The sequence below is a fragment of the Ruegeria sp. CE8 genome (assembly GCF_056537465.1).
Genome location: NZ_JBQFRP010000007.1, coordinates 157,347 through 173,174, shown reverse-complemented (window position 1 = coordinate 173,174; position 15,828 = coordinate 157,347). Strand labels below are relative to the sequence as shown.

Below are 15,828 nucleotides of genomic sequence, written 5' to 3'. Positions count from 1 at the left end.
GCAATGGCGCTGTTCCTCGTGAACGTGTTGGATGGGTTTGTGACCGGATTGTTGCTGTTCATGCTGTGCAGCGGTCTGACACTGATCTTTTCCATGATGGGCGTTCTGAATTTTGCCCATGCCAGTTTTTATATGCTGGGTGCCTATTTCGCCTATCAGATCAGTCTTGTGACCGGGTTCTGGGCCGGCCTGCTGATCGCGCCACTTATCGTCGGAGTTATAGGGGCCGTGGTCGAACGGTACGGGTTAAGACGTGTCCACAAATACGGACATGTGCCGGAACTGATCTTTACATTCGGTCTGGCCCTGCTGATCGAAGAAACGGTTCAGTTCTTTTGGGGAAAAAGCCAACTTCCATTCTCTGAGCCCGAAGCACTAGATTTCGCGGCCTTCGCCATCGCCGGAAATGCCTTTCCTGCCTACAAGGTGTTCATGATTGCCGTGGCGATGGGGATCTTCCTGACGTTGCTGTACATCCTGACCAAGACCCGGATCGGCATGACCATCCAGGCCGCGCTCAGCTATCCCGAAACCGTGCAAAACCTGGGCCACAACGTGCCGCTGGTGTTTATGTGCGTCTTTGGCGTCGGCACCGCGATGGCCGGTCTGGCGGGCGTGATCGCCGGTCCTGTTCTAGGTGTTTTTCCCGGAATGGCCGTGCAACTTGGCTCCATCGTTTTCGTCACCATCGTGATCGGTGGCCTGGGGTCGCTTTGGGGTGCTTTGGTCGCATCTCTGATCATCGGGTGGATGCAAACCTTTGCCACCGCCTATGACATCACTGCCGAACAGGTGTTGACCGCCATCGGTTTTACCAAGCCGGAAATGATCTGGGATCATCCTCTGCAGGACCTGTGGACGCTGACGCTGCCTCAACTGGGTCCGATCCTGCCGTATCTTCTGATGATCATCGTGCTCGTCCTGCGACCGCAGGGTCTTATGGGGAACCGTGAATCATGAGTATCGCAAGTAAGACTCCCCTGACAGCAGGTACGGCGCGGCTGGTTTCGTTGTCGAATGCGATACCCTGGGCCTTTGCTGCCTTGTTTCTGCTGTGCCTGCCGCTGGTGTTCCAAACCAGCTCGGCGCTGACGATCATGAACCAGATGGCGATCACCATCGTGTTCGCGCTCAGCTATAATATGCTGCTGGGGCAGGGCGGTATGCTGTCCTTTGGCCACGCGGTCTATATGGGGCTGGGTGGATTCTTTGCCATGCACGTCATGAACATGGTCGAGGGCGGATTGTGGCTTCCCTTGCCCCTTTTGCCGATTGTCGGCGGTTTGTTCGGTCTGGTTTTTGCATTCCTGATCGGCAGCTTCTCGACCCGCCGGGCGGGTACGGTTTTCGCCATGATCTCTTTGGGCGTTGGAGAACTTATCGCCGCCTGCTCGGTGATAATCGTCGTGTTCTTTGGTGGTGAAGAGGGTATCTCGGGCGACCGCACCATGGGTCCGCCTGTATTCGGGTATGAATTCCTTACTCAGCAAGAGGTTTACTACCTGACCATCTTCTGGCTGCTTGTAGCGACTTTGCTGATGTATCTGTTCTCGCGCACGCCAATCGGGCGGATCGCCAACGCGGTGCGTGACAACGAGGAACGAGCAGAGTTTCTGGGCTATTCGCAACGCAACGTTCGTTGGATTTCCTTCTGCGCCTCAGGGTTCTTCGCTGGCGTCGCCGGGTCGTTGTTTGCGATCAACTTTGAAATCCTGACGGAAGAGAATCTGAACCTTGCGACTTCGGGATCAATACTGCTGATTACATTCATCGGTGGGGCCGGGTTCTTTGTAGGGCCGATCATCGGAGCGGTGGTGTTCACGTTGCTGCAAACCGTCCTTGGCCTGCATACCGAGCTTTGGGCGCTGTATCTGGGCATCTTGTTTGTCGCTTGTGTGATGTTCTTCCCATCAGGGTTCGCCGGGCTGATCGCAATGCACCGCCGCCCGTTTTCACTGGGTAAGCTGCACCTGCTGATCAAGCCGTATCTTAAGGTGGCAATCCCCTCCATTACTAGTGTTCTGTCGCTGGCGGCCACACTGGAGATCCTGTTTCATAAGCGCCACGGTTACGGCGGCGATCATGAGATGGAGCTTTACGGAATCGCCTTTGACAGCAGCGGCTATCATGCCATCGGCATGGCCGTAGTCATCGCCGCGATATCCCTTTTCCTCGTGTCTCGCGTGTTGCCAGAAATTCGGGCCGCTTGGGATAATGCAAATCACGCGGAGGGTCAGGCATGAATGCGCCCGCCATCGAGCTGAGAAAACTTGAGAAAAGCTTTGGTCTTGCCAAGATTATCCAGGGGGTGAACTTGCAAATCGCTAAGGGCGAACGCCACGCCGTCATTGGTCCGAACGGGGCCGGGAAATCGACCCTGTTCAATCTGATCACCGGTCGGTTTGCGCCGACGTCGGGCGGGATTTTCCTGCATGGCGAGGAAGTGACTGGCATGAAACCTTTCGAGATCAATCGCAGGGGCCTCAGTCGGTCTTTCCAGATCACCAACATTTTTCCCAACATGACCGTATTCGAAAACATTCGCTGTGGTCTGTTGTGGACCATGGGGTATCGGTATTCCTTCTGGCACATGGTTTGGCGGCAACAGGATGTAACGGAAAAGGCTGACGAAATCCTGGCCCAGATCAATCTGAGCCAACGCCGGAATGAACTGGCGGGTACTCTGGCCTATGCGGAACAGCGCGCGCTAGAGATCGGGATCACGATTGCCGGGGGCGCTGACATCATCCTGCTGGACGAACCCTGCGCCGGGATGAGCTATTCGGAAACTGATCTGATCGTCGATCTGATCCGCAAGGTAACCGAGGACAAAACTCTGTTGATCGTAGAGCATGATATGGGCGTGATATTCGATCTGGCCGACAAGATTTCGGTTCTGGTCTACGGCGAAGTAATCGAATCCAACACGCCGGACGTTGTTCGATCCTCGGCAAAGGTGAAAGAAGCTTACTTGGGCGCGAGTTTGGAAGAGGAGGCAGTGTGATGCTTCTCGTCAAAGACTTGCACGCCTATTACGGCAAAAGCCACATTCTGCAGGGTGTGAATCTTAAGGTGGGTGAGGGCGAGATTGTCTCGCTTTTGGGTCGCAACGGTGTGGGGCGTTCCACTACCTGCAAGGCGATCATGGGCGAGGTTGCGCCGCACGGGTCGATCCAGTTCCGCGGCAAAGAGATCGCGGGCCGCAAAAGCTTTGAGATCGCAAAGGCCGGGATCGGCTATGTGCCCGAGAACCGGGATATCTTTCCTGGCCTCACAACGCGGCAGAACCTGATGCTTGGGCTGAAGCCTGGCCAAAAAGATGGCGACGGACGTTGGTGCATGGAGGATATGTTCGAGTTGTTCCCAAACCTGCGCAACCGTGCGGATGTGGATGCCTCGGTCATGTCAGGCGGTGAGAAGCAAATGCTGACCATATGCCGCGCGTTGATGGGTGATCCCGACTTCATCATGATCGACGAGCCGACCGAAGGGCTGGCGCCGAAGATTGTCGAGCAGGTGGGGGATTTGCTGCTGCAGATCGCCGAGCGAGGCGTTTCAATCCTGCTGGTCGAGCAAAAGCTGACCATCGCATTGAGGGTGACCAACCGCGTCTATGTGATGGGGCATGGGCACATGGTCTACGAAGGAACTCCGCAAGCGCTGCGCGAAAATGACGATATCCGCAAGGAATGGCTGGAGGTCTGAGGCCACTCTATTGTGCGTCAATCGGCGTTACTGGCGTAGAGACAGGCAGAAGTGGGTAAAGGGAGCTCCAAAACTTGGAGTTCCCTTTTTATGAGGCCAATTACTTCTTCAGGAACGGCGCCATCGTCTTGAAGAACTTCTCACCATAGGGTGGGCGTACGGCTTTGAAGACGCCGTCCATGTTGATCTGTTTGTAAACGGCCTTTGCATGGCTGAACCGTTTGAATCCGTGGTGGCCATGGTATGCACCCATGCCACTGTTTCCGACGCCGCCAAATGGCAGAGTGTTTTGGGTCGAGTGCATGATGGTGTCATTGACGCACGCGCCGCCGGAAATTGTGCTCTCCATCACCTTTTGCTGCTCGTTCGCATCCTTGGCGAAAACATAGGCCGCAAGCGGGCGCGGGCGCGCATTCGCGAATGCTATGGCCTGATCCAGCGAGTCATAGGGCAGGATTGGCAGTATTGGCCCAAAAATCTCGTCCTGCATGACGTCCAGGTCAGGGTCGGCGTCGATGATCAGAGTCGGCGGTAAGATTTTCTCGTTAGTGGCCGAGAAATCCTCGTTCGCGGGATTGACCTGCGTGATGCGCGCACCGGCCGAGCGCGCCTGCGCGACAAGGTTCTTGAGGCGGTCAAACTGGCGGTCGGTCACGATATGGGTGACATCCGGGTTACCGGACAGGGTCGGGTAGGCTTCGGCGATCTTTGTCGCCAGCGCGGTTGCAAAGTCTTCCATCTTTGCGCGCGGGACCAAAACGTAGTCTGGCGCAAGACAGACCTGACCTGCATTGAAAACCTTGCCAGCCGCGATGCGGGCAACTGACAGGTCCATATCTGCGCTTGGGGCGATGATGGCTGGGTTCTTGCCGCCCAGTTCCAGTGTCGTCGGGACCATGTGTTCAGCCGCTGCTCGCAACACTTGAGGCCCGATTGTGCTGGCTCCGGTGAAAAGCAGATGATCGAACGGCAGGACGGTGAATGCTTGTGCGACATCGACGCCGCCGGTTGCAACAACGGCTTCATGCGGGGCAAAATTCATTTCGATCAGTGATTTCAGCAGGCCGGACGTGCGGGGCGTGAATTCGGATGGCTTCAGCATGACCGAGTTGCCTGCAGCAAAGGCTTCGCCCATCGGGCCAATGGCCAGATAGATTGGAAAGTTCCAGGGGCTGACGATGCCGATTACGCCCAGCGGCTGGTACTGAATGTGACCACGCGCGCCCAGCAGCCCAAGGGGAAACTCGATCTTGGCCTTCTCGGGGCGCATCCAGCGATCGAGATTGTCCCGTGCGAATTTCAGCTGTTTTACCGTTCCAACTATATCTGCCGTGATCGTCTCGTGTTTCGACCGATTGCCGAAATCGGCCGAAATCGTATCCACCATGGCGTCGCGGTTATCCAAAACCAAATCGATTAGGCGCGTGATACGTTCCTTGCGTTCAGCCGCATTCGGTGTGCCATGATCTGCCCGGTGGGACTTTTGCGTTTCCAGAAGAGTTGAAAGGCCCTCGACTGTGTTGGGGCTATGTTGATTCACTGTGCGTCTCCTGCGGTTGTCCTGCGGTGTGCAACCGCCTTCCTGTTGATCTGTGTGCCTGTTTTGAACCCTTGGTCGCAAGGGCAGGGCTTTTGGTTCTTTATTGCCGGGCCGCCAAGTTCACGTTGACATCTGCCCGGCAATATGAAAGGTAAGTGATCGTTCACTAATAAGCAAGAGCGCAGAATGACCCTGACCACCGAAGACAGGTTCAAGACCGGCATGCAGTTACTTGCGGCCTCAACCACAATCATCACGTCCAGTTTCGAAGGCGCGCGCGCCGGTATGGCGGCAACGGCGGTGTGTTCGCTGACCGCAGATCCGCCCGCGTTGCTGGTCTGTATCAACCGAACCGCCCGAACCTATGGTGTTGTCATGGACAGCCGGAAATTCGCCGTGAACCTTGTGCCCGATGACATGACTGACGTTGTCGGTGCCTTTTCATCGAAAATGGACAAGGAAAAACAGTTTCAGGCGGCGGGAACCTGGATCCAAGGCGATTTTGGTCTGCCCGTGTTGCAAGAGGCCGTTGTGTCTTTTGAATGCGTGGTCGACAACTGGGCCAACACAAAGACACATGCGGTGTTCTTTGGCTTGGTGAAAAAGGTTCACCTGAACCCCGAAAAATCGGCGCTGATATACGGGCGCAAAGGGTTCCACAAACTCACCCCGCTTGAGAGCTGACACTGGATTTGTGGCGACGCACTCGCCGTGAACAGACAGGTTTCACGACCAAATAACATTTGGGCGACATTTCACGGACGTGGTGTGATGATGCCCGGGAGGAGATAGAAATGGCGACACTCGGCCAGCTGATTGACCGAAACGCAGACCGTTTTGGGGATCGGGATGCATATGTAGAACTGGATCGCCGACGCAGCTGGCGTGCCCTTGGCAAGCGCACTGATGCGCTGGCGCATGCGTTGCGTTCTTTGGGTGTCCGCAAAGGAGATCGGGTTGGGGTCATCCTGCCCGACTGCATCGAAGTGGCTGAAACCATCGGAGCCTGCGCCAAGGCAGGCGCGATCCGAGTGGGTTTGAACTATCGCCTGGCACCGCGAGAGATCGGAGCGCTGATAGACGATGCGGGTTTGGATGTGCTGTTCGTTCAGGACTCGAAGGTCGCGATCGCTCAGGACGCCTTGAAGTTCAGTGACCGCCAGCCTGCACTTGTGGGTGTCGGTTCGCAGCATGAACTGGAGCGGGACTATGAAACACTGATCGCAGCGGCCGCTGATCGCGGACGTTTCGCTCATACACCGCATGAGCAACTGATGATCTGTTACACGACCGGTTCAACCGGTTTGCCAAAGGGCGCGATCTATCCCCACGCGTTGATGATCGAGTCGATGGGCGTAATCGCCCTGGCCGAAGGTGCGGGTCCGGACGATGTCTGGTTGCACGCGATGCCAGCCTCGGGCGTTCCGATCATTCACCTGCTGCGCAACATGTTCCACGGCACCAAATGCGCCATTATCGGCGAGTGGAATGCCGAGACGGCCCTGAAACTGATCGACCGGGAACAGGCCACGATCTGCGTACTGGTGCCGACTATGCTGAACGATCTTTTGTCATCGGGACTGATCACACAATACAATTGTTCGTCGATCCGGCAACTCGGCTATGGCTCGGCCCCGATTCCGCCGGCCACGGTGCGCGAGGCGCTCAAGGCGTTTGGGTGCAAGTTCCTGCAGATGTTCGGGACGACCGAACTGATGGGAATGGGGATGATGTTGACGGCAACAGATCACGAGCGCGCATTGAAAGAAGGGCACAACTGTCTGGAGAGCGCAGGTCGGCCCCTGTACTACGTGGACGTCCGTGTTGTGGATGAGCAAGGCAATGACCTGCCCAGCGGAGTGGCGGGTGAACTACTGATCCACTCACCCTATGTGATACCCGGGTATTGGAACCAAGCGGTGGAATACTCGGAAACCGTGCGCGATGGTTGGTTGCGTACCGGGGATATCGCTGTGATTGATGCTGAGGGCTATGTTCACCTAAAAGACCGGGCCAAATTCCGCATTAAGTCTGGCGGGTACAACGTGTTCCCGGTTGAGGTCGAAAACTGCCTGGCCGAGCATGAAGCGGTCGACGAGGTGAGCGTGTTCGGTTTGCCCGATCCGAAATGGGGGGATCGGATACATGCCGTTGTGACCCTGAATTCCGATGCGCCTGTCAGCGGGGCAGAATTGCGCGAATACTGTCGCGGCAAAATCGCCAACTTCAAAATTCCGAAGGAAATCGAAATCTGGGACGCGCTGCCCAAAGGGCCGACTGGAAAAATTCAAAAGCGTGAGATCATCGACATCTGCAGTCGCGCCAGCCACAGCGGCGCTGCCTGAGAAAACTCCCTGACCGGGTGCCTGTGTGCGCTGTGGTCAGGGAAGTGTTTTGACGGACTTAGTGCGGGTTTGCCGCCGCAGCATGGTCAAAGTTCGAGACTTTGCGCGCCATGGCGTCTGTATCCAGTATCAGATTGGCAAAGATGGTCTCGACCCAGGACAGTGCGCCCGAAGTCAGCAAAAAGGTCTCGGGCACGACAATCCATTCGCCAATCCACATCCCGCCCGAGCGTTCATGCTGATGGGTTGTGAATTCGCCGATCTGCTCGGCCCGCTGCCGGCCAAGCCGGGCGACGGCTTCACCAAATTCGGATGCGCGCTGGTTTTTTTTATGAGCCATGGCAGACGACGCACCCTTGCCTGCGGTAGATACCTCGGACCATTCTAATATGTCCGAGGATGACAGCAGATTGACGTTATGAGAGATTTTGCACAGCGTCGCGCACAGACCCCCAAGCGCGCCGACAATGTCGGCAATGCCGTCGCGGGCGTTTTGCCAATGGGGCTGTATGACATTCAGACCCAACGTGGCGGCGACGCCTTCCTTGATCCGATGACCTGTTCCATTTTCGTATCCTCGAAGATCGCCGACAGGGCCGCCAATCTGAACGTTCAGGCCTCGCGCCGCCGCCTCTTCAAGCGCTTGTGCGCGCCGCTGCAGCTCGACTTTCCAAACCGTCAACTTGGTGCCAGCACGAATGGGAACTGCGTGTTGGCCGTTGGTGCGCCCCATCATGACAGTGTCACCAAGTTCGTCGATCTGCAGTCCGATAGCGGCGGTCAACCTTACCAGTCCGGTCTGGATGTGTTCCAGCCCGATCTTCATTTGCAGCGCCAGCGCCGTGTCCATGATGTCCTGCGTTGTCGCCTGGTAGTGAACGCTCGTCGCCTGATCGCCTACCTGCCTTCTGAGTTGTTCGACGAGACCGACGATCGGGCGCCCAACATGTATCATGTCTTCGTGCAGGCGTTCTGTGTCCAGGTCGCAGACCGAAATCGCGTCGAGCGCGTCAGCGGTCTGTTGCGGGATCAGGTTCTCCAGCGCCTGATGGCGCGCCAGTGTCTGTTCAACCTTTAGCCAGGCCGAGATCGTGGCGTGTTGTGACCAGACGGACCGCATGTCAGCGCTGGAAAAGCAGTCGCGGTAAAGAGAGTGCTCAAGCATCTTCCAGCTCTCCTTTTGCGATTTTGCGCTCCTTCATGATCCCCCGGATGCGGAAGGCGATAGCCCCTGCGCCGATGACCAGGAAGGCCAGAGCGATCGGGCGTTCGACGAAGATCAACGCGCCGCCATCGGACATCAGTAGCGACTGGCGGAAGGTCTCTTCCGCGCCTTTTGCCAGAACGAACGAGATCACGAAGGCCGCAACGTTAAAGTCGTACTTCCGCATCAGCCAGCCGGCAAAGCCTGCGCAGGTCATGACAGTGACGTCGAACATTGATCCGCGCGCTGAATAAGCTGCGACGAACGAGGTCAGGAAGATCAGCGGATACAGGACATTGGTCGGGATCTTCAGGATCAGGCGCGCAACCTGAGTGGCGCCGAAGTATCCGATTAGGCCATAGGCCAGAATACCCAGCATACCACAGGCAAACAGTTTATAGACCAGCTCCTTATCCGTCAGGAACAGGGTCGGACCGACCTGAATGCCGTGGATCAGGAAAACACCCAGCAGAATCGCCCCGATGGTCGAACCCGGAATGCCGAGCGTCAGAAGCGGTGCCATCGAAGGGCCGGACACCGCGTTGTTGGCGGCTTCGGGGGCTGCGACGCCTTCCAGCGCGCCCTTGCCCCACATCTCGGGGTTCTTGGCCCGGCGCTTGCCTTCGCCGTATGAGATGAACGCAGCGATCGCGGACCCGAGGCCCGGCAGAACGCCGATGCCAGCGCCGATAAAGCCACCTCGGAATGCGTGCGGTAAGCAAGGTTTGTATTCTTCCCAGGTCAGGCTGTTGCCGTTTTCGCTGCTTTCATTCTCTTTGGTTTCGCTGGTTGCCTTACGGCGCGATTCCAATTGGGCAAAGACTTCGCCCAGAACAAAGACGCCAATCATCAGCGGGACAAGCCCGATGCCGTTCGACAGTTCAAATGAACCAAAGGTATACCGTTCCTCGCTGGAGATCGGGTCGAGGCCTACCATGGCGATCAGAATACCCAGCAACGCAGACGCCAACCCCTTAACGATTGAGTTGCCGATAACCGATCCGATGACCACGAAGGCTGCAAAGTAGATCGCAAAAGTTTCCGGCGGGCCAAGTTTAAGGGCGATGGCCGCAATGAATCCGACTCCGACGACTAACATGATGTCACCCATCAGGTCTCCGATGATGGAAGAAATCGTCGCGACTTTCATCGCTTTGCCGGCCTTGCCGGCCCGGGCCAATGGATAGCCGTCAATCTGCGTTGCGGCGCTGGCTGCTGTTCCGGGCGTATTGAACAGAATAGCAGCGATTGAGCCGCCGTACCGGCCGGATTTTCCGATCACGTACAGGAATGCGAGCGCAAAGATTGGCGACATGTAAAAGGTGATGGGCAGCAGCATCGCAATCGCTGCCGACGCGGTCAGCCCGGGTGTGGCCCCGACCACCATGCCCACGACTGCGGCCAGCACAATTGCAAAAAGCAGCGAGGGGTCGGTGATCACCGAAAGAAGTGCGGGAAAAATTTCCATGACGATTTACCCCTGTATCCAGTTGAGCAGGTCAAAGACCTCGCCGTACGGCGGGAACACGCCAAGCAGGATAAAAAAGATGAGGTGGAAGATCAGCGGGCATAGCACCACGGACACCGCCAGCCCGATCCAGTTGCGCACGCCGAAAAAGTACAGAACGATCGGCGCGGCAATCGCCGTCGGCAGCAGGTAGCCAAACCAGCGGAAGGACTGCTGATAGATCAAGGCGATGATGAACAGGCCGATGATTTGAAGCGTTGCCCCGTGGTCTTGCGTCTGGCTGGTGCCGTCGGCTGTTTGACGTGCGGCACCCAACAACAGCAGTCCGGAAAGAAACAACAATGCGATGGACGCTGAGAATGGCACGATGCCTGCCCAGGTATCCCCCGGTGACGCTGCGGGCACTTGCCAGGCACCCCAGATGGCAATGATAGAGATGAGGGCTAGCACAAGGCCTTCTGCATAGGCGCGCATGTCGATCCTCCCTGATTACAGTAGATACAAAAGGGCCGGGGGGAGAAAACCCACCCGGCCCTGAGGACTTTAGTTGGTCAGGCTTTCGACCAGGGGAGTGGCGTCCTCTTTCATGGCGGACAGCGTCGCTTTGGCATCCGCACCATTCTGGTAAACCGGGCCGGTTCCGCGCGAGGCCAGAAGTTCAGCGAACTCGGGCTTGGCGGCGATTTGCTCCAGCGCGGTCTGCATCGCGGCAACGACCTCGGCCGGGGTGCCCTTCGGTGCGAACACGATCACCGGTGAGGAGACTGCGGCGAACGGAATGCCCAGTTCACCAAACGAAGGCACGTCCTTCATGATGCCATCGCGGTCTTGGCTGTTGACGGCCAGCGCGCGCAGCTGCTCTTCAAACCCAGCCAACTGCTGAACGCCCAGGAAACCAAAATCAGCCTGTTCGCCGATCAGAGCGGCACGGGTCGGTCCGCCACCTTTGAACGGTACGTCCTGAGCCTCGATGCCGTTATTGGCCAGAAACCCCATGCCGCCAACGTGGTGGAAACCACCGCGTCCCGAATGTGCCCAACGCAGTTGCCCGGGATTGGCTTTGGCCGCATCGATCACGTCTTGAACGGATTGGAACGGGCTGTTGAGTGGCACCATCAGCGAGGTTTGCAGTTGGCCGACCTGAGCGACAAAGTCAAAGCTTTCCAGTGCGTCAATGTCGGTGTCGCGCGTCATCGTCGACAGCAGGAACGAACCGCCCGATGTCATCATCATCGTGTAGCCATCGGGGCGTGCGCCCACGACAGAGTTAGCCCCGTTCAGACCGCCCGAACCGGGCTTGTTCACAACGACAACCGGAACGTCCAGAATGCCTTCGGCCGCAGCCGAGATGGCGCGGGCATAGGCGTCTGTACCGCCGCCGGCTTTGTAGGGGACGACCAAATTGATCGGGCGTTTCGGCCAATCGGCGGCAAAGCTCGCAGTTGCGGTTACGGTCACGGTTACTGCCGCGAGGACGGCAGTGAGAATTGTTCTACGCTTCATAGCATCCTCCCTGAGATGCCATCCAAATTAGGTGAAAAAGAATGTTAAAAAAAATGCAAATGCGTTATCTTCTCTTGCAAAAAAGTAAAGAGTGGATTCGATGAATATCAAGGCTCTTCGCGCATTCCGTGCAACTCTTTCCGAGGGATCGTTGATCGCCGCGTCAAAGATACTCCATTTGAGCCAACCAGCTATCAGCCGTTTGATATCTGGGTTGGAGGCGGAACTGGGCCTGACCTTGTTTGATCGAAGCGGGCGCAATCTGACACCCACGCGTGAGGGGTTGGCCTTTTACCGCGAAGCCGGGCGAATTTTGGACAACTTAGATGAAGTTCCTCGCATCGCGGCTGAAATACGTGCGGGTCGGACCGAAACGCTGCGCGTTGTCACGATGCCCCGCATAGCCCGCGCTATCTCGGCGCCCGCGCTGGCCAAGTTCCTGAAAGTTCATCCTGACACAAATGTCAGCCTTGATATCCGCGCGCGGCGAGAGGCCAGCAAGTGGCTGGCAGGTCGCGAGTATGACATTGGTATTGGTGCATTGCCGGTTGAACATCCCGGCGTGCGGACAAAGCCATTGTTGCGGGTTCGAGCACAGGCGGTATTGCCAGCGGGGCACGCCTTGTCCGATCGTCAGTCGGTATCGGCAAACGATCTGGCCAAAGAACCGGTCATCCGGTTGATGAACGGTCTTTTGTTGCGCGAACAACTTGATGATATTTTTCGGTCCGCAGGGGTCGATCCCCGTCATACCTGTGAGGTCGCCGCGTCACAGCTTGCTTGCTCGCTTGTTGCGGAAGGAGCCGGCGTCACCATTGCAGATGAACTTATTGCGGCCCAGGAACCTTTCGGCCGGTTATCGCTGGTTCCTATCGCGCCGGAACGTTGGATGACTTTCGGCCTGCTCTATCCCGTTACACAAGAAAAATCCGAGGCTTTGCAGGACTTTGAAGATGTGCTGTTTCGGCAGGCATCCGAACTGTGCGAAAGCAGCCCGAATCTGACCCTTGCCTGAGGGTCGCCGGGCGGCGGCCCCTGAGCGGCACAAGGTGGAGGGGTCTATGCCTCCATGTGGCGGAGAACGGATCTCTGGAAGTAAGTCAGCGGCGATTCCGCCCCGGCACCATCAGCCATTTTGCCGACTGAATACTTCGGAGACATCAAGGCGCGTTGCATTTTTTCAACCACATAGACGTCCTCGGTCTGGAAATCCTGAGTTTCCAGTGGATGAACCTTCCAGTGAGAGCTTTTGATCAGTCCGGTCGCCTTGTCATAACCGGGAATGTCCTTGACCGATCCACGATTGGACATCCACGATTTCGCGGCCCAGACATAGACGTTCAGTCGGGTTACACCTGCGCTGACCGGCTCCATCACGGAAACCGAGAAAGACCATGGGCTGGCCACGATGAGGGTTGTCGGGAACAACATGTAGACACCGCCATAGCCTTCTTTCTCGGCATGCGGGATTTTCTTTGCATTCCACTTGTCCATGCGGTTCGATACGTAGTTCGGAACACGTGAACGCACGGTTTCATTCTCTGTCGAATACCATACCTGATTGTCGCCGTAGGGATCCCAGATGTTTTTGTCCTGGGTTGGGCCACCAAGGGTGTTCTTGTGAAGGTAGGCCAGGTGATACCCGTCAATCGCGTTCTCAAAGAACACTTTCCAGTTGCACTGCATCTCGTAAGTGACCGCTTCACCGTAAGAGATAAGTTCGGGGCTGGTGATATCATGAGGCCAAACGACATCTTCCAAACCGCTGAGCCAGTCGGACAAGTCCTGATCCGGCTCAGGGTTAACGAAGACAAAGCCTTTGAACACGGCCACCGAGGCCTTATGGAGGCCGTTTTCCTTCTTATCGATATCCGGAAAGCATGCGCGCTGCTCGGGGATGCCGCGCAACGCGCCATCCAGACCAAATGTCCACGAGTGGTAGGGGCAAACGATGGTTTTGCCTGTATTGCCGCAGCCGCGGTCGAGCAGTTCAGTCCCTCGGTGGCGACAGATATTGTGAAAAGCACGCAGTTCGCCGTCATTGCCGCGGATGACAACCAGAGTAAAATGGCCAGCCTTCGCAGTCATGTAATCGCCGGCATTGGCAACCTTCGCTTCCGTCCCCGCAAACACCCAACTGCGCGAGAAAAGCTTTTTGTTCTCCTGCGCCAGCCATTCTTCTGAAGTATATGCCTCGGGTGGAAGTTCCTGAGTGGCGACCTCCGGCATTTTGTCGGGTTGTTGCATGTTAAGTCTCGCAATTGGCTGGTTGGCTGTCTCTAGATTGTCAATATTGACAGGTAACGGGAAATATGTCTTTTGTCAATAAAAAGTGACCGTTCACTTAAATTGATGTAGTGGCCAAAATGCTGCAAGAAGAGCGGTTAAAGACAAACTGCCGGGCAAATGTGTCTCGCTTCGGCAAAATAGGATCTGCCATGCCGCGTCCAAGCCTCAGAACTCAACGGTCCGAAGAAATTCTTGATGCATACATGACATGTGTCGCCCGGTTCGGCCTTGAGGGCGCCACGCAGGAGCGCGTTGCTGCCGAGGCGGGTGTGAAGCGCCCTTTGTTGCGGCACTATCTTGGCAACCGGGATCAGATGATTGTTGCCTTGAACCTTCACGTTGCAAACACGTTTAACAATCAGACGACCGAGTTGGATTTTTACCTGAGTCAGATTGAGTCCGGCAGTCAGCTGGTGGAAATCCTGTTTACCGAAGACGAGGAAATCGACCCCAGACTGCTGGCCGCGTGGCAGGCTTTGTCCACGTCGGTTGGCGACAAACCGGACCTTGCGAAACCTCTGCTAGAGGTCCTTTCGCGATTTTTGTCAGTCATTGAAAAAGCCCTTCGCCGCGTGTCGCCCAACGCAAGTGCAGATAAAGTGCGGGCCGTTGCGCAGGGGATTTCGACTGTATTTCTGTCGCTTGACTCGCTGGCTGCGCTTGATGCCCCGTCAGACTGGCGGCTGGAGTTGGAGCGGGCGGCATTGTTGTTGACTGAGACGCTTGACGCGCCCGGCTAAGCGGGGGCGACTGGAGCATAGGTGTCTGGCCTTCTTATCGCGGCAGGCCCTCTTCGGTCTGGGCCTGCGTTGCAAGCCAGTGCCTGAAGCTGCGCAAGGATGGGTCGTCGGACTTGGATTTTGGCCAAACGAGGTAATAGGCTCCCATCATTTCGACCGCATCGGGAAAGGCTGCGATCAATTTGCCAGTCGCCAGGTCCTGTTCAATCAAATAATTCGGCAGCAACGCCACGCCGAGCCCATGCACCGCTGCCTGATTGATCGTGGTGTATTGATCGTAAATTGTTCCCGGCAACGCTTCCGGGTGGCTTGTTCCCATGTGGCGGAACCACTCTTGCCATGCGTGTGGCCTCGTCTGGATGTGTAGTAAAGGCAGTTTCAGTAGATCGCGCGGTGACTCTGGCGCGCCATTGGGCAGCAATGATGGTGCGCATACCGGTTGCACACTTTCTACCCGCAGCAAAAGCCGATCCGTGCCGGGCCAATCAGGTTCACCAAAATGCAGCGCTGCATCAAAGGGTTCGGTGGTAAAGCTAAAGGGGCGCAGGCGAGTGGACATGTTGATTGTTATGTCTGGATGAATGCGAGCAAACTCGGGTAGCCTTGGCACCAACCAACGCATGCCGAAGGTCGGCAGAATCGCAAGGCTCAGAGTTCCTCCGGCGGGCGCAACGTGCAGTTTCAGTGAGGCCTGAGCGATCTGGTTCAATCCTTGACGCACTTCAGCCACATATTCTTGCGCGACCGGAGTAAGTAGCAGGCGTTTACGGTCGCGGCGGATCAGGTCCACGCCCAATTGCGCTTCCAATGTCTGCAGCTGGCGGCTTACGGCACTTTGGGTCAGTGCCAGCTCGTCCGCGACGGCTGAAGCCGAGCCGAGACGGTCCAACGCTTCGAGGGCGCGGAGCGACGAGATTGAAGGAAAAAGGCGGCGTGGCGGTATCATCTATGCGTTTTGATCATGGTTTTTTGTCGATACATCGCAGTTATTTGCGATTTGTTCAATGTTTGCACGTCTTAATGGCTGAAAGGCG

Annotated in this window: 15 protein-coding genes; 8 read left to right on the top strand and 7 right to left on the bottom strand. The window is 56.7% G+C overall.

Annotated elements, in window-relative coordinates:
• Positions 1 to 3 precede the first annotated feature (3 nt).
• The 4 genes from ACR0AA_RS13550 to ACR0AA_RS13535 are packed head-to-tail and all read left to right on the top strand — an operon-like array spanning position 4 to position 3,705.
• Positions 4 to 960: a branched-chain amino acid ABC transporter permease gene (locus ACR0AA_RS13550; protein WP_480756230.1), complete on the top strand. Its 957-nt coding sequence runs from the start codon at positions 4 to 6 to the stop codon at positions 958 to 960.
• Positions 957 to 2,243 (top strand): branched-chain amino acid ABC transporter permease, encoded by a 1,287-nt coding sequence (locus tag ACR0AA_RS13545; RefSeq protein ID WP_480664595.1) that lies wholly within the window; start codon positions 957 to 959, stop codon positions 2,241 to 2,243. Before ACR0AA_RS13550 ends, ACR0AA_RS13545 begins: the two co-directional genes overlap by 4 nt.
• A complete protein-coding gene (locus ACR0AA_RS13540; RefSeq protein WP_480756229.1) occupies positions 2,240 to 3,004 on the top strand; it encodes an ABC transporter ATP-binding protein in 765 nt (254 codons plus the stop codon). The genes ACR0AA_RS13545 and ACR0AA_RS13540 overlap by 4 nt, the downstream gene beginning before the upstream one ends.
• Positions 3,004 to 3,705 carry an ABC transporter ATP-binding protein gene (locus ACR0AA_RS13535; RefSeq protein ID WP_480664593.1) on the top strand — a complete coding sequence of 234 codons (702 nt, stop codon included), beginning with the start codon at positions 3,004 to 3,006 and terminating at the stop codon, positions 3,703 to 3,705. The genes ACR0AA_RS13540 and ACR0AA_RS13535 overlap by 1 nt, the downstream gene beginning before the upstream one ends.
• Before the next feature lie 100 nt (positions 3,706 to 3,805).
• On the opposite strand, the gene ACR0AA_RS13530 is transcribed toward ACR0AA_RS13535, so the two are convergent.
• Complete coding sequence (locus ACR0AA_RS13530; protein ID WP_480664592.1) at positions 3,806 to 5,245, bottom strand: coniferyl aldehyde dehydrogenase; 1,440 nt, start codon at positions 5,243 to 5,245, stop codon at positions 3,806 to 3,808.
• 186 nt (positions 5,246 to 5,431) lie between these two features.
• On the opposite strand from ACR0AA_RS13530, the gene ACR0AA_RS13525 reads away from it, so the two are divergent.
• Positions 5,432 to 5,929: a flavin reductase family protein gene (locus ACR0AA_RS13525; protein WP_480664591.1), complete on the top strand. Its 498-nt coding sequence runs from the start codon at positions 5,432 to 5,434 to the stop codon at positions 5,927 to 5,929.
• Between the two features lie 110 nt (positions 5,930 to 6,039).
• The gene (locus ACR0AA_RS13520) at positions 6,040 to 7,590 is read left to right on the top strand and encodes a class I adenylate-forming enzyme family protein (protein WP_480664590.1); all 1,551 of its coding nucleotides are present in this window, start codon (positions 6,040 to 6,042) and stop codon (positions 7,588 to 7,590) included.
• 58 nt (positions 7,591 to 7,648) lie between these two features.
• On the opposite strand, the gene ACR0AA_RS13515 is transcribed toward ACR0AA_RS13520, so the two are convergent.
• The 4 genes from ACR0AA_RS13515 to ACR0AA_RS13500 form a co-directional block, all read right to left on the bottom strand.
• Positions 7,649 to 8,755, bottom strand: a complete 1,107-nt coding sequence (locus ACR0AA_RS13515; RefSeq protein ID WP_480664589.1) for a lyase family protein — start codon at positions 8,753 to 8,755, stop codon at positions 7,649 to 7,651.
• The gene (locus ACR0AA_RS13510; protein ID WP_480664588.1) at positions 8,748 to 10,262 is read right to left on the bottom strand and encodes a tripartite tricarboxylate transporter permease; all 1,515 of its coding nucleotides are present in this window, start codon (positions 10,260 to 10,262) and stop codon (positions 8,748 to 8,750) included. The genes ACR0AA_RS13515 and ACR0AA_RS13510 overlap by 8 nt, the downstream gene beginning before the upstream one ends.
• Positions 10,263 to 10,268: 6 nt before the next feature.
• Positions 10,269 to 10,736 (bottom strand): tripartite tricarboxylate transporter TctB family protein, encoded by a 468-nt coding sequence (locus ACR0AA_RS13505; protein ID WP_480664587.1) that lies wholly within the window; start codon positions 10,734 to 10,736, stop codon positions 10,269 to 10,271.
• 69 nt (positions 10,737 to 10,805) lie between these two features.
• Positions 10,806 to 11,765, bottom strand: coding sequence for a tripartite tricarboxylate transporter substrate binding protein (locus ACR0AA_RS13500; RefSeq protein ID WP_480664586.1), 960 nt, complete (start codon positions 11,763 to 11,765; stop codon positions 10,806 to 10,808).
• 100 nt (positions 11,766 to 11,865) lie between these two features.
• On the opposite strand from ACR0AA_RS13500, the gene ACR0AA_RS13495 reads away from it, so the two are divergent.
• A complete protein-coding gene (locus tag ACR0AA_RS13495; RefSeq protein ID WP_480664585.1) occupies positions 11,866 to 12,780 on the top strand; it encodes a LysR family transcriptional regulator in 915 nt (304 codons plus the stop codon).
• Between the two features lie 44 nt (positions 12,781 to 12,824).
• Here ACR0AA_RS13495 and ACR0AA_RS13490 read toward each other — a convergent pair whose 3' ends face one another.
• The gene (locus ACR0AA_RS13490; protein WP_480664584.1) at positions 12,825 to 14,012 is read right to left on the bottom strand and encodes an aromatic ring-hydroxylating oxygenase subunit alpha; all 1,188 of its coding nucleotides are present in this window, start codon (positions 14,010 to 14,012) and stop codon (positions 12,825 to 12,827) included.
• 191 nt (positions 14,013 to 14,203) lie between these two features.
• Here ACR0AA_RS13490 and ACR0AA_RS13485 point away from each other — a divergent pair, with 191 nt between their 5' ends.
• On the top strand, positions 14,204 to 14,794 hold the full coding sequence (locus ACR0AA_RS13485) for a TetR/AcrR family transcriptional regulator (protein WP_480756228.1): 591 nt from the start codon (positions 14,204 to 14,206) through the stop codon (positions 14,792 to 14,794).
• Between the two features lie 34 nt (positions 14,795 to 14,828).
• Here ACR0AA_RS13485 and ACR0AA_RS13480 read toward each other — a convergent pair whose 3' ends face one another.
• Positions 14,829 to 15,740 carry a LysR family transcriptional regulator gene (locus ACR0AA_RS13480; protein ID WP_480664582.1) on the bottom strand — a complete coding sequence of 304 codons (912 nt, stop codon included), beginning with the start codon at positions 15,738 to 15,740 and terminating at the stop codon, positions 14,829 to 14,831.
• Positions 15,741 to 15,828 lie beyond the last annotated feature (88 nt).

Bases quoted from the DNA above. Each gene is read 5' to 3' on its own strand.
- ACR0AA_RS13525 (WP_480664591.1), top strand. From the start codon at position 5,432: ATGACCCTGACCACCGAAGACAGGTTCAAGACCGGCATGCAGTTACTT.
- ACR0AA_RS13510 (WP_480664588.1), bottom strand. From the start codon at position 10,262: ATGGAAATTTTTCCCGCACTTCTTTCGGTGATCACCGACCCCTCGCTG.
- ACR0AA_RS13515 (WP_480664589.1), bottom strand. From the start codon at position 8,755: ATGCTTGAGCACTCTCTTTACCGCGACTGCTTTTCCAGCGCTGACATG.
- ACR0AA_RS13535 (WP_480664593.1), top strand. From the start codon at position 3,004: ATGCTTCTCGTCAAAGACTTGCACGCCTATTACGGCAAAAGCCACATT.
- ACR0AA_RS13500 (WP_480664586.1), bottom strand. From the start codon at position 11,765: ATGAAGCGTAGAACAATTCTCACTGCCGTCCTCGCGGCAGTAACCGTG.
- ACR0AA_RS13550 (WP_480756230.1), top strand. From the start codon at position 4: ATGGCGCTGTTCCTCGTGAACGTGTTGGATGGGTTTGTGACCGGATTG.
- ACR0AA_RS13520 (WP_480664590.1), top strand. From the start codon at position 6,040: ATGGCGACACTCGGCCAGCTGATTGACCGAAACGCAGACCGTTTTGGG.
- ACR0AA_RS13545 (WP_480664595.1), top strand. From the start codon at position 957: ATGAGTATCGCAAGTAAGACTCCCCTGACAGCAGGTACGGCGCGGCTG.
- ACR0AA_RS13485 (WP_480756228.1), top strand. From the start codon at position 14,204: ATGCCGCGTCCAAGCCTCAGAACTCAACGGTCCGAAGAAATTCTTGAT.
- ACR0AA_RS13495 (WP_480664585.1), top strand. From the start codon at position 11,866: ATGAATATCAAGGCTCTTCGCGCATTCCGTGCAACTCTTTCCGAGGGA.
- ACR0AA_RS13490 (WP_480664584.1), bottom strand. From the start codon at position 14,012: ATGCAACAACCCGACAAAATGCCGGAGGTCGCCACTCAGGAACTTCCA.
- ACR0AA_RS13505 (WP_480664587.1), bottom strand. From the start codon at position 10,736: ATGCGCGCCTATGCAGAAGGCCTTGTGCTAGCCCTCATCTCTATCATT.
- ACR0AA_RS13540 (WP_480756229.1), top strand. From the start codon at position 2,240: ATGAATGCGCCCGCCATCGAGCTGAGAAAACTTGAGAAAAGCTTTGGT.
- ACR0AA_RS13480 (WP_480664582.1), bottom strand. From the start codon at position 15,740: ATGATACCGCCACGCCGCCTTTTTCCTTCAATCTCGTCGCTCCGCGCC.